Genomic DNA, 14029 nt, shown 5'->3' on the forward strand with positions numbered 1-14029 from the left:
AATGAGAAAAATAGCATTACATTGGCAAATTTTAATTGCACTAATTATTGCAATAATTTACGGAATTTATTTTACCGAATATGTTTATTTTATTGAATGGATGGGCAAAATTTTTCTTAGATCACTAAGAATGATTATTCTTCCACTTTTGCTTACTTCAATAATTTCCGGTGTTGCTAATATTGGAAGTGGAGAAAATTTAGGTAGACTAGGAATTAAAACATTTGCATATTATATATCTACAAGTCTGCTTGCTATTTTAGTAGGCTTATTTTTTGTTAATATTTTGAAACCGGGTGTTGGTGCTGAGTTAGGTTTAGCAAAAAAAGTAGAAGGTCTAAATGCATCAACAGAATCGCTCGGAGACACTATAATAAATATTATTCCGTCTAATCTTTTTGTGGCGTTTACCGAAGGTCAGATGCTTTCAATCATTTTTTTCTCTTTACTTTTTGGGTTTTTTATAACAAAAGTCGAAAAAAAATATATGTTAAATTTAACAGAATTTTTCAATTCGGCATTTGAAGTAATGATGAAAATGACAATGTTTATTATAAAGTTTACTCCATTGGGAATTTTAGGAATTGTGGCCGGAATTGTTGCTGAGCAGGCTGGAGATGTTGATAGTTTACTAACTATTTTTGGCAGACTTGGCATTTATATGTCAGCAGTTTTATTGGGATTATTTTTACACGGAACCTTAACCTTACCTTTAATTTTAAGGTTTGTAGGTAATGTAAATCCATTAAAGCATTTTAAATCAATGAGAACACCATTGCTTACTGCATTTTCTACTTCATCATCCGGGGCCACTTTACCGCTTACAATGGAAGCTGTGGAACATAATTCGGGCGTTTCGAATAAAATTACTAGTTTTACTCTTCCGCTTGGAGCCACAATTAATATGGATGGGACAGCACTTTATGAATGTGTTGCGGCAATTTTTATTGCACAAGCTTATGGTGTTGAATTAACATTTGTTCAACAGCTCATTGTTATTTTTACTTCTTTACTTGCTTCAATTGGAGCAGCAAGTATACCAATGGCTGGTTTGGTTATGATGACTATTATTCTTACAGCCTTAGGTTTGCCTTTGGAAGGCGTTGGATTAATTTTAGCTGTTGATCGTATTTTAGATATGTGCAGAACAACAATTAATGTTTGGAGTGATAGCTGCGGTGCGGTTGTTATTGCCAAAAGTGAAGGTGAAACTTTAAAAGTATAGAGGAAATAAATGAGTATTAAAAAAACTATTTCAATTATTGGTTGCGGAAATATTGGCACTGCAATTGCAAATGGATTGGTTAAATCAAATTATAAATCAAATAAAATATTTTTGACAAAAAGAAAACCAGATGATTTAGTTGAGTTTAAGTCGCTTGGATTTAAAACAACAACAGATAATAATAAAGCGGTTTTACAATCAGATATAATAATTTTAGCAGTAACTCCTCAACAACTAAATGTTGTTTTGGAAGATATAAAATCTGCAATTCAACCAGAAAAACATATTGTAATGTCGGTTGTTTCTGGTGCTTCAATCAAGCAAATTAAAAAACATTTGGCAAGCGAAGTTCCGGTTGTGAGAGTTATGCCGAATACAGCAATTGCGATTCAGGAATCAATGACGTGTATTTGTGCAGATGAAAAAGATATAGAATCCGTTAAGATTGCCAAAGAAATTTTTGATTCGGTTGGAAAAACAATTCAGATTAATGAAGATTTAATGGGAGCCGCAACTGCATTGTGCGCTTGCGGAACAGCGTTTTTCTTGCGCGCAGTTCGTGCTGCATCTCAAGGTGGAATTGAAATTGGATTTCATGCACATGAGGCTTTAATAATGGCGGCACAAACAGCAAAAGGCGCTTCATCAATGCTGCTCAAAGAAGGAAAACATCCCGAACGAGAAATTGATAAAGTTACTACTCCGCAAGGAATTACAATTTCCGGTTTGAACCAAATGGAGCATAACGGATTTAGTTCATCTATGATTAAAGGAATTGTAACTGCTGCTGAGAAAGCACAAAAAATTTATGCAAATAATGATTAGTTTTTTTCGAAAATCTTGATATAGTTTTTTTTCTTAATCATAATCTAAATCTTTTTCTTACTCTGCTTTATTTTATTTCTCTTTTATGATATAAGCAAAAAAATAGATTAAGAATAAGAATAATAATTTAAAAACATTATAACGCATTATTTAACAAAACTGCAATTCGTTATATAAATGTTGGAATTGTGTAATATTTATGTTAAATTTTGCAGTCTAATTTTCGCCCGTAAGGGCGATTTTTGTTTCAATTACTTATGAAAAATACAGTAAAAAATATTGCTCAAGAAATTGCAAATGAACGTGGTTTATATCTAGTAAATCTTGTTATTAGAGGAAGTAATAGAAAACCTAGTTTTGAAATTTATATCGATAACAAAGATGGCATAACTACTGATATTTGTGCCGAATTTAGTAGAGAATTAAAAGCTAGAATTGAAACTACTGAATTTTCGGAATATGATTATCAACTTATTGTATCTTCTCCCGGCGTTGATGAACCGTTAAAATATCTTGATCAATTTTATAAACATCAAAACAGAGAATTTAAAATTTCTTATGATGATGGAACAACAATACAAAGTATAGAAGCGAAGTTAATTCTAATAGAAAATGATGAATTAACATTTTTGTTTAAAAACGAAGAGTTAAAAATAAATTATAAAAATCTTAAAAAAGCAAAAGTAAAAATAAGTTTTTGATGATGGAGGCTTAACAAATGAATAGTTCTATTGTTGAATCGTTTTCCTATATGGTAAGAGAAAAAGGTTTAGATAAAGACGTTCTCGGGGGAATTATAGAAGATGTTTTTGGCGTTCTTGTAAAAAAACAATACGGCCAAGAAGCTAAATTTGAAGTTGTTGTAAACATGGATAAAGGTGATATCGAAATTTTCCTTGAACGTGAAATTGTTGAAGAAGTTAATGATCCAAATACTGAAATTAGTATTGATGAGGTAAATGCAAAAGGGAACGAAGATGAACTTGAAGTTGGGGAAGATTTTATTGAAAAAATTGACTTAAGCGCATTTGGAAGAAGACATATAAATCTTGCTCGCCAAAACTTGAATCAGAGAATTAGAGAAATTGAAAAGGAAATAGTTTATAAAGAATATTCAGAAATGATTGGTGAAATTGTTGTTGGCGATATTTACCAAGTTAGAAAAAATGATATTCTTGTAAATCATAACAAGAATGAATTGATTTTACCTCGCTCAGAACAAATCTTAAGGGAAAAATATAGAAAAGGCGATACAATCCGCGCGGTAATTAAAGAAATTAAGAAAACTCAAAATGGTCCTGTAATAGTAATATCAAGAGCAGATAATCTTTTCTTAAAACGACTTTTCGAAATTGAAATTCCGGAAATTTATGATGGAATAATTGAAATAAAAGATATTGCAAGAGAACCCGGAGAAAGAGCAAAAGTTTCAGTTGTTTCGCATGATGCAAGAATTGATGCTGTTGGAGCTTGCGTTGGAATGAAAGGCGTACGAATTCATGCAATAGTTAGAGAACTAAGTAATGAAAATATTGATGTAATTAATTATTCTGATGATCCAATTATTTATATTCAGAGAGCAATTGCGCCTGCAAAAATAAAGCAATTGGAATTAGACGAAGAAGAAAAAAGCTGTACCGTTACTGCGGATAGTGATCAAGTCTCTTTACTTGTTGGAAGAAACGGCGTAAACATAAGACTCGCAATTAAATTAACTGGATTTGAAATTGAAATAATCCGTGAAGAAAAACATTTTGATGAATATGAAGATGACATAGAATTAGTAAGTCTTAGAGAAGAATTGGGTTCAGATATCGTTGATTTGCTTATTAACAACAGATTTGATACAGCCGTTGAAGTGCTTTCTGCTGGTGTTGATAAACTAAAAGACATTGAAGAACTGGACGAAGCAAAAGCAAAAGAAATTATTGAAATTATTAAAAGTCAATTTGAAGAAGAAGAATAAAAACGGTACATAAACTATGTCTGATGATAAACTAAAGAAATTAAGAATTTATAAATTTGCGGCTGAGTATAATCTTTCGACGGATTCATTGGTTGAATTTTTAAAATCCAAAAATTATAATGTAAAATCTCACTCCTCAATTTTAACAGATGAAATGATTGACGATATCCGCATTCATTTCAAGAAAGATATTGAAAAATCAGAACACCACTACAGAAAAATTTCTGAATTTCAAAAAAGTCTGGGTAACATTAAAAAAGAAGATGAGCCAGCTCCGGTTAAAGAGCAAGAAGTTGTTGAGGTTGTTGAAAAAGAACCAGAAATTGTTGAAGAAATAAAAAATGATGAAGTTGAAGAATTACAAATTCCGATTGATGAAAAAGTAGTTGAAGAAATTATAGACGATAAAATTGAAGTAGTTGAAGAAAATGAAAAGGTTGATCAACCGTTACCTGTTGAAGAAAAAATTGGTAATTACAAAACTCAATCAGAACTTGAGCTTCAGAAAAGAAAATCTGGATTGAAAATTGTCGGGAAGATGGATCTTCAAACCGAAAAGAAACCCGTTAAACCAATAAAAGAAAGAGAAATTCCACAGCCAAAAGTTACTGAAGTTGTTCCTCCGGTTGTTGAAGAAAGTGATGATGACCCAGATGGTAAAAAAAGAAAGAAAAAATTAAAAGCTAAAAATAAATCAAAATCAATTGAGCTAAGTGAAGAAACAATTAAAGCTAAGAAAAGTAAAAAAGTTAAAAAATTTGTTATTGATAAAAGAGAAGTTGATGCTTCAATTAAAAGAACTTTACAAGGAGTAGGCACTACTGGATTAGGCGAAAGAGCTGCAGCAAGAAAAAAGAAAAGAAAAGAAAAACATGAAATTCAAGAAGAAATTTTAGAACAAAAACAAATTGAAAAAAGCACAAAAATTTCCGTTACAGAATTTATTGCCGTAAATGAATTAGCTAACTTGATGAAAGTTTCTGTTAGCGAAGTTATTTCGAAATGCATTAGTTTAGGTTTAATGGTTTCAATAAATCAAAGATTGGATGTGGAAACAATAACATTAATTGCTGATGATTTTGGATTTGAAGTTGAATTTCAAGAAGAATATACTTCTGATGTACTTGAAGATAGTGATGATACAGAGGAGAATTTAGAACTTCGTCCTCCGATTGTAACAATTATGGGTCACGTTGATCATGGTAAAACTTCATTACTGGATTATATTAGAAAAGCAAATGTTGTTGCTGGGGAAGCCGGTGGAATTACACAGCATATTGGTGCATACAAAGTTGAACTTGGCGAAGGAAAAGAAATAGCATTTCTAGATACTCCGGGTCACGAAGCTTTTACTGCAATGCGTGCAAGAGGAGCAAGAGTTACAGATATCGTTATTTTAATTGTTGCTGCGGATGATGCCGTAATGCCGCAAACTGTCGAAGCGATAAATCACTCACTTGCAGCCGGTGTTCCAATAATTGTAGCAATAAATAAAGTTGATAAACCCGGTTCAAATATTGATAAAATAAAACAACAATTGGCAGATAGAAAAATTTTGGTTGAAGATTGGGGCGGTAAATATCAATGCGTGGAAATATCTGCAAAAACTGGTTTGAATATAGATTTATTGTTGGAAAAAATTCTTCTCGAAGCTGAATTGCTTGAACTCAAAGCAAATTATAAAAGATTAGCAAGAGGTACCGTTATTGAAACTCAGCTTGATAAAGGCAGAGGAATTACATCCACAATTTTAATACAAAAAGGAACTATGAAAGTTGGCGATCCCTTTGTTGCCGGTAATTATCATGGAAGAGTAAGAGCAATGTTTGATGAACGAAATTCTAAACTTACTGAAGCTGGTCCATCAACTCCGGTTTTAGTTTTGGGTTTTGAAGGAGCTCCGCAAGCTGGTGATACATTTGTTGTGGTAGAATCAGAAAGAGAAGCACGTGAAGTTGCTATAAAACGTCAGCAATTGCAAAGAGAACAAGATCAGCGTCAAGTTAGAATGGTAACATTGGATGATATAGCAAGCAGAATTGGTAAAGGTGAATTAAAAGATCTTCCGCTTATTGTTAAAGGTGATGTGGATGGCTCGGTTGAAGCTCTTTCGGATTCGTTAATGAAATTATCCAATAACGAAGTTAGAGTTCAAGTTATTCATAAAGGTGTAGGAGCAATTTCAGAAGGCGATGTTCTTTTAGCTACAGCATCAAGTGCAATTATAATTGGTTTCCACGTAAGACCAAATACAAATGCACGTCGACTTGCTGAAAGTGAAAAAGTTGATATAAGATTGTACAATATTATTTACGATGCAATCAATGAAGTTAAATCTGCTTTAGAAGGAATGTTGTCACCAATTTTATCAGAGAAATTAGTTGCAACAATTGAAGTTAGAGAAACATTCAAAGTACCAAAAGTTGGAACAATTGCCGGCTGTTATGTTCAAGATGGAAAAATATTGAGAAATAACAAAATCAGATTATTTAGAGATGGAATAAAAATTTACGAAGGTCATTTATCAACCTTAAAAAGATTTAAAGACGATGTACGTGAAGTTGATGCCGGTTATGAATGTGGATTAAACATAAATAATTTTAACGATATTAAAATTGGCGATGTTATTGAATCTTATGAAATAGTTGAAACAAAACAGAAACTTGAGCAATAATGTCTTTACGTCAAGAAAAAATATCAAACCTTGTTAAAGAAACATTGAGTTTAATTTTCCTTCAGAAAGTTAAAGATCCAAATCTTGGATTTATAACAATTTTACGTGCAAAAGTTAGTCCGGATTTAAAAATTGCGAATGTTTACATTTCAGTTTATGAAAAGGAAAAACGCAAATATGTAATGGAGCATATTGAATCTATTAAAGGATTTTTGAGATCCGAATTAGCAAAAAGAGTAAATTTAAGAATTACTCCGGAGCTGAATTTTTTCTTAGATGAAACTCAAGATTACGTTGATAAAATGAATGAGATTTTGAACTCGATTAAAAATGATAATAAAGAAAACGACGAAAAAAATTAATCTTTCTGATTTAACAGAAGGAGCTGTTCTTTTAATTGATAAACCAAAAAATAAATCATCTTTTTTTATTGTTAATGCTGTAAAAAAAAAGTTTGGAATTAAAAAAGTAGGGCACGCCGGAACTTTGGATCCAGCAGCAACGGGTTTATTGATTGTATGTATTGGTAAGAAAACAAAAGAGATAAGCAAATTTCAAGAGATGCATAAAGTTTATACTGGAACAATAACTTTAGGTGCTTCAACATTATCAATGGATTGTGAAACGGAATTAATAAATATTGTTGAAGTTAACGAACTTGATAAAAATAAAATTCTTGAAATTAGAAATTCATTCGTAGGTGAAATTGATCAAATTCCGCCGATGTTTTCTGCATTAAAATATAAAGGGAAATCTCTTTATAAATATGCAAGAAAAGGAATTGAAATTGAGCGAGCTCCAAGAAAAGTTAAAATTTATAGTTTCGAAATTGTTGAAATAAATAAACCAAATATTGTTTTCGAAATAGAATGTTCTAAAGGTACTTACATTCGAGTAATTGCAAATGATTTTGGAAATAAAACTGGTTTCGGCGGTTATTTGAGCGAATTAAGAAGAACTCAAATTGGAGAATTTAAAGTTGATGATTCCTTCAATTTAGATGAAATGGAAAAATTGGCAATTGAAAATTATAATTGATTAAAATTTAGTTGTATGGAAATTATTAAGGATACGAAAAAAGAATTAAATGTAATTAGTAGTGTTGTTACAATTGGTACTTTTGATGGGGTTCATCTTGGCCATCAAAAAATTATTAAAAATTTAAAAGAAAAGGCAAAAGAACTAAATTTAAAAAGTGTTTTAATTACCTTTTATCCGCATCCGCGAGTTGTTTTGGGTGAAGGAAATGAAGTAAAACTATTAACTCCAATTGATGAAAAAATAAAAATTTTTGAAAAATTAGGAATTGATTTCGTTTATATTATTCCTTTTACAAAAGAATTTGCTACAAAAACTTATCAAGAATTTATTGATGAAATTGTATTTGCAAAAACAAAGGCAAAATATTTGATAATTGGTTACGATCATAAATTTGGTAAAAATAGAGAAGGTGATAAAAATAAATTACAAAATTACGTTGAAGGGAAAATTGCTGAAATGATTGTTGTTGGTCCGGAAGAAATTGATAATCAGCCGATAAGCAGCACAAAAATTAGAGTCGCAATTAAAAATGATAATTTAGATTTAGCGAATGAAATGTTAGGCAGATATTATTTTATTGACGGAATTGTTGTTGAGGGAGCAAAACGGGGAAGAACTTTAGGATATCCAACAGCAAATTTAAAACCTTCGGAAAATAATAAATTAATTCCGCAAAACGGAGTTTACTTTGTTAAGGTTTTATATAACAATCAAAATTATTTTGGCGTTGCAAATATTGGGCTACGCCCTACTTTCAATAACGTGAAAGAACCGATTACGGAAGTTTTTATATTTGATTTCAACAAGGAAATTTATGGTGATAAAATTTCAATTGAATTCATAAAAAAAATGAGAGATGAAAAAAATTTAATTCAATTGAAGAATTGGAAAATCAAATACACAAAGATGTTGATGAAGCAAAAAATTTAATAAATGAAGTTAATTAATTAGTTCCGGTATTCAACTGGAACTTAATCGAATAAAAATAAAGGAGTAAAAAATGTCTGTTACAAAAGAAAAAAAACAAGAAATAGTAAAAAAATATGGAGCAACTGACAAAGACAGCGGTAAAGCAGAAGTTCAAATTGCAATATTAACAGAAAGAATTAATGATTTAAAAGAACATTTTACAAATCATCTAAAAGATCATGCATCAAGAAGAGGTTTAATGCAAATGGTTGGTAAAAGAAGAAGATTATTGGATTATGTTAAAAGAAAAGATGTTGAAAGATACAGATCTTTAATTAATGAATTAAATATTAGAAAATAACGGGGCAATGAATGATATATACTAAAGAAGTAGAAATTGATGGTAAAATAGTTTCAATTGAATACGGAAGATACGCAAAGCAATCAAATGCTGCAGTTATGGTAACTTCCGGTGAAACAATGGTTTTGGTTGTTGCAACAATGGCGCAAGAAGCTAAAGAAGATCAAGACTTTTTTCCACTTTCGGTTGAATATAGAGAAAAATCATTTGCAGCAGGAAAATATCCAGGCGGTTTTATTAAAAGAGAAGGAAGACCATCCGAAAGAGAAATACTTTCTGCAAGATTAATTGATAGACCAATTAGACCATTATTTTCTAAATCATTTAAAAATGAAGTACAAGTAATTGCTCAAGTTTATTCGTACGATGGACAAAATGATCCGGATGTTTTGGCTGCTATTGGAGCATCGGCTGCATTAACAATTTCTGATATTCCGTTTTTAGAGCCAATTGGCGAAGTAAGAGTTGCAAGAAATGATGGTAAATTTATTGTAAATCCACTTAAATCTCAAACAGCAGTATCAGATTTGGAGTTAACAATTGCTGGAACTGAAAGTTCAATTGTAATGGTTGAAGGTGAAGCTAAAGAAATTAGCGAAGAAGAATTATTAGAAGCTCTTAAAATTGCTCATGATGAAATTAAGAAAATTGTAAAAATTCAAAATGAATTAAGAGCTGAATGTGGAAAAGAAAAATATTCTGTAACCGAAAAACAAATTGAAGAAGAAATAATTAAAAGTGTAAATGAGTTAGCACTTGGAAAATATTCAGAAATTGTTGCAACAAAATTGAGCAAAGAAGAAAGAGCTTTAAAAAATTCTGAACTAAATAAATTTGTATTGGAATCTTTATCAGAAAAATTTCCTGAAAAAGAAAATGTTATAAAAGAACTTCTTCATGATCTTGAAAAAGATTTAATGAGAAAACAAGTTCTTGATGGCGGACAGAGATTAGATGGAAGAACAACAACTCAAATTAGACCAATAACAATTGAAAACGGATTGTTAAAGAGAACTCACGGATCTTCACTTTTTACAAGAGGTGAAACTCAAAGTTTAACTACATTAACTTTGGGAACAAAATCCGATGAACAAAGAATTGACGGATTGGATGAAGAATATTCAAAAAGATTTATTCTTCATTATAATTTCCCTCCGTTTAGCGTTGGCGAAGTTGGAAAATTTGGTGGTACCGGAAGAAGAGAAATTGGTCACGGAAATTTAGCGGAACGCGCGCTTAAATTTGTAATTCCTGCAGAAACAGTTTTTCCATATTCAATTAGACTAAATTCCGATATCTTAGAATCTAACGGATCATCATCTATGGCAACAGTTTGCGCCGGTTCATTAGCATTAATGGATGGAGGAGTTCCATCAAAATGTGCAATTGCCGGAATTGCGATGGGCTTAATAAAAGAAGGTGAGCAATATTCAATTTTATCAGATATTTCTGGTAACGAAGATCATCTTGGTGATATGGATTTTAAAGTTGCTGGCTCAGCAAATGGAATTACTGCAATTCAAATGGATATTAAAATTCAAGGTTTATCACTTGAAATTATGGAAAACGCTTTAAGGCAAGCAAAAACTGGAAGATTAGAAATTCTTGAAAAAATGAATAGCGTACTTTCAGAACCTAAGAAAGAACTATCAGTTTATGCACCAAAACAATTAACTACACAAATCAATCCGGAGAAAATTGGAACAGTAATTGGCCCCGGCGGAAAAATGATTCAAGGAATTCAGAAAGAATTTGGTGTTATAATAAATATTGAAGAAAATGGAAATGTATTTATTTCTGGTCAGCTTTCTGAAAATGTAAGACTAGCAAAAGAAAAAATTGTTGGATTAGTTTCTGAACCAGAAGTTGGAAAAGTATACAAAGGTAAAGTTGTTAAAATTGCTGACTTTGGTGCTTTTGTTGAATTTTTACCAAATCAACAAGGATTGTTACATATTTCTCAGATTGACGTAATAAGAGTTAATAAAGTTGAGGATGTTCTTAAAGAAGGTGAAATTATAAAAGTGAAACTTTTAAAAATTGAAAATGGCAAATTCAGTTTATCAAGAAAAGCTTTATTAAAAGAACCTGAAATTGAAAAAAATAATTCAGATGAACAAACGGTTTAATTATTTGATTTCAGTTTGAAATAGATTTGTTCTTTAAAGTTAAATTTGTTGTTTGGTAAAGAAAGGAAAATCAAATGCAGATTGGTAAATTAAATGTTAACAGTCGTGCTTTATTGGCACCAATGGCTGAAGTTACCGATTTTGTATTTAGAAAAATTGCTAAAGAATTTGGCGCTGGCTTAACATTTACACAAATGGTTAGCGCCGAAGGCGTTTTAAAAAATAATTTTGAAACATTAAGGTTATTCACATTTAACAGATCTGAAAAACCAATAGGTGTTCAGTTATTAGGTAATGATCCGGAAATTATTGGTAAAGCTGTAAAAGAAATTGCAAAATTCAAACCGGATGTTATTGATCTTAATTCCGGCTGCCCGGTAGAAAAAGTTTACAGTTGTAAAATGGGAGCTTATTTACTTTCCCAACCGGAACAGCTTGGAAAGATTGTTAAAGAAATGGTTAAAAATTCTCAAGGAATTCCAATTTCTGTTAAAATTAGATTGGGACCAAAAGACAAAATTAATGTTCTAGAAAATGCAAAAGTAATTGAAGAAAATGGTGCTTCAATTATTATAATTCATGCAAGAACAAGACATGATAGATACGAATCTGAAGCCGATTGGGAATGGATTAAAATTGTAAAAGAAAATGTTAGTATTCCGGTAGTTGGAAATGGATCAATATTTTCTGCAAAAGATGCAATTGAAATGTTTAACCAAACAAAATGCGATGCTGTGCTTATTGGTCGTGGAGCATTAGGAAATCCTTTTATCTTCAAACAAATTAATGCTTTGCTTGATGGAAAAGAATTTAATCCAACTATTTCTGAAATATCTGAAGTTGCAATTAACCATATTGATTTGCTTGAAAAAGAACAAGGCTTTGTTAAAAATTTAGATAAAGCTAAAAAAAATGTAATTTGGTATTTTAAAGATCATAACGGTGTGTGGGAATTAATTGATAAGCTCTATGCCGAAAATACTTTTGATGGAATCAAAAATGTATTAAAAGATCATACTGAAAAATTACATGAAAATTTTTACCCGCATTTAAATGTGGAAGACATAAATAAGAAATTTAATAATAAAGTTCTTTTTTGGTTAGCAAAAGAGGAAGAAAAAATTTAAGTAATTATTTTATGAAATACTTTTTGAAAAATCTCTTTTATCATTTTAAGTATAATTTTGGTTTATAAAAATTACAAATTATATAATCCCAAAATTTTTGTAAATTAAAATGATTTAAATTTGTTTAATCGTTATTTCAGAAAAAGTAATTATCCTCAAATCTTAAAATTTCTTTCCGCTTTTGCAAAATTGAACTAATGTATACTTAGAGTTTATATGCAAAAAGAAATTATAATTAATTCATCCACAACTCAAAACAGAGTTGCAATAACCGAGGATGGAACATTAATTGATTTTTTTGTTGATAGTGCAGAAAAAAGCAGAATGGTTGGCAATATTTATCTTGGAAAAGTTGCCAGAGTTTTGCCGGGTATTAGAGCTGCATTTATTGATATCGGTTTAAAGCACGATGCGTTTCTTCATTTTTCTGATATTGGAGATCAATTTCGAGAATTTCAAAATGTTTTGGATGAAGATGATGAAAACGAAATTGGAATTGACGAAGATGATCAAACAGAAAATGTTAAGCAAATTGAAGCAGAAAAAAAACCTCCGCAAATTCCAAAACTTCATAAAGGACAAGATATAATTGTTCAAATTATAAAAGAGCCGGTTGCGAATAAGGGTGTTAGAATTACATCATCAATTTCAATTCCCGGAAGATTTTGCGTACTTCTACCGTTTGATAATAAAATTGGAATTTCTAAGAAAATTTCTGATTTCAAAGAACGGAAAAGATTAAAAATTTTATCTAGAAGTATATTGCCGGAAAATTGCGGATTAATAATTAGAACTGCGGCAAAAGAGCAGGAAGAAAATTCTTTAGAAAGTGATTTAAAATATTTAGTAAATAGTTGGAAAAATATTCAAGCAAAAGTAAAAGAATCCAAACCGCCAGAATTATTATACAATGATTTAACAACCACCACAAGTGTAATTAGAGATTTATTTACTCCAGATGTTTCAAAAGTTTTTATCGATTCAAAAAGTTTATTCAGAGAAATTAGAGATTATGTTCAATTGGTTCAGCCGGAATTAGTTCCCAAAATTGAGTTTTACAAATCGCGAATGCCAATTTTTGAAACATTCAAAATTGAAGAGCAAATTAAAACTTTAATGGGTAGAAAAGTTCCGCTTCCAAACGGCGGACATATTATAATTGAACATACAGAAGCAATGACTGTAATTGATGTAAACAGCGGAAGATATGCTGCTAAAAAAGAACAAGAATTAAATTCATTAAAAACAGATTTGGAAGCCTCTCGTGAGATAGTTAGGCAATTGCGTTTAAGAGATATCGGCGGATTAATTGTTATAGATTTTATTGATTTGGAAGAGGAAAAAAATAGAAAAAAAATCTACGATGAATTGAAAAAGGAATTTAAAAAAGACAGAGCAAAAATTGCTTTGCTTCCAATGACTGATTTTGGAATTGTTCAAATAACAAGACAAAGAGTACGTCAAAATATTATTCAATCTATAAATGAAGTTTGTCCTTACTGCAACGGCTCCGGATTGATGACTAAAAGATCAAGCGTAATTCACGATATTGAGGAATGGTTTAAAAGATATAAATCGCAAGGAAAAATTAGAAGTTTCATTTTAAGTGTACATCCATCATTAAGCAATGATTTGAAAATCGGATTTTTCTCAACTTTAAATAAACTTCAACTGAAATATTTTTTTAGAATCAGATTAGAAGATAATGAACATTTAAATCCGCAAGATTTTGAAGTTAAATCAAAAAAAACCGGTGAAAAAATAGCTTAAAA

12 protein-coding genes are annotated in these 14029 nt (G+C 30.6%); all 12 read left to right on the forward strand.

Annotated elements, in window-relative coordinates; genetic code table 11:
• Position 1 precedes the first annotated feature (1 nt).
• Positions 2–1225, forward strand: a complete 1224-nt coding sequence (locus IPM32_09370; protein MBK8945462.1) for a dicarboxylate/amino acid:cation symporter — start codon at positions 2–4, stop codon at positions 1223–1225.
• Positions 1226–1234: 9 nt separating this feature from the next.
• Positions 1235–2050: a pyrroline-5-carboxylate reductase gene (gene proC / locus IPM32_09375; GenBank protein MBK8945463.1), complete on the forward strand. Its 816-nt coding sequence runs from the start codon at positions 1235–1237 to the stop codon at positions 2048–2050.
• Between the two features lie 257 nt (positions 2051–2307).
• Positions 2308–2751 carry a hypothetical protein gene (locus tag IPM32_09380; GenBank protein MBK8945464.1) on the forward strand — a complete coding sequence of 148 codons (444 nt, stop codon included), beginning with the start codon at positions 2308–2310 and terminating at the stop codon, positions 2749–2751.
• Between the two features lie 17 nt (positions 2752–2768).
• Positions 2769–4016 carry a transcription termination factor NusA gene (gene nusA / locus IPM32_09385; protein ID MBK8945465.1) on the forward strand — a complete coding sequence of 416 codons (1248 nt, stop codon included), beginning with the start codon at positions 2769–2771 and terminating at the stop codon, positions 4014–4016.
• 16 nt (positions 4017–4032) lie between these two features.
• On the forward strand, positions 4033–6690 hold the full coding sequence (gene infB / locus IPM32_09390; protein ID MBK8945466.1) for a translation initiation factor IF-2: 2658 nt from the start codon (positions 4033–4035) through the stop codon (positions 6688–6690).
• Complete coding sequence (gene rbfA / locus IPM32_09395; protein MBK8945467.1) at positions 6687–7052, forward strand: 30S ribosome-binding factor RbfA; 366 nt, start codon at positions 6687–6689, stop codon at positions 7050–7052. The genes infB and rbfA overlap by 4 nt, the downstream gene beginning before the upstream one ends.
• Positions 7021–7728 (forward strand): tRNA pseudouridine(55) synthase TruB, encoded by a 708-nt coding sequence (gene truB, locus IPM32_09400; protein MBK8945468.1) that lies wholly within the window; start codon positions 7021–7023, stop codon positions 7726–7728. Before rbfA ends, truB begins: the two co-directional genes overlap by 32 nt.
• A gap of 15 nt (positions 7729–7743) precedes the next feature.
• The gene (gene ribF / locus IPM32_09405) at positions 7744–8661 is read left to right on the forward strand and encodes a riboflavin biosynthesis protein RibF (protein ID MBK8945469.1); all 918 of its coding nucleotides are present in this window, start codon (positions 7744–7746) and stop codon (positions 8659–8661) included.
• Positions 8662–8731: 70 nt separating this feature from the next.
• The gene (gene rpsO / locus IPM32_09410; GenBank protein MBK8945470.1) at positions 8732–9001 is read left to right on the forward strand and encodes a 30S ribosomal protein S15; all 270 of its coding nucleotides are present in this window, start codon (positions 8732–8734) and stop codon (positions 8999–9001) included.
• 11 nt (positions 9002–9012) lie between these two features.
• Positions 9013–11130, forward strand: coding sequence for a polyribonucleotide nucleotidyltransferase (gene pnp / locus IPM32_09415; protein MBK8945471.1), 2118 nt, complete (start codon positions 9013–9015; stop codon positions 11128–11130).
• 74 nt (positions 11131–11204) lie between these two features.
• Positions 11205–12257 (forward strand): tRNA dihydrouridine synthase DusB, encoded by a 1053-nt coding sequence (dusB, locus tag IPM32_09420; protein ID MBK8945472.1) that lies wholly within the window; start codon positions 11205–11207, stop codon positions 12255–12257.
• A 216-nt stretch (positions 12258–12473) separates the two neighbouring features.
• On the forward strand, positions 12474–14027 hold the full coding sequence (locus IPM32_09425) for an Rne/Rng family ribonuclease (GenBank protein MBK8945473.1): 1554 nt from the start codon (positions 12474–12476) through the stop codon (positions 14025–14027).
• Positions 14028–14029: the final 2 nt, after the last annotated feature.

It is taken from the genome of Ignavibacteriota bacterium (assembly GCA_016716225.1).
In the GTDB taxonomy this organism is placed as follows: domain Bacteria; phylum Bacteroidota; class Ignavibacteria; order Ignavibacteriales; family Melioribacteraceae.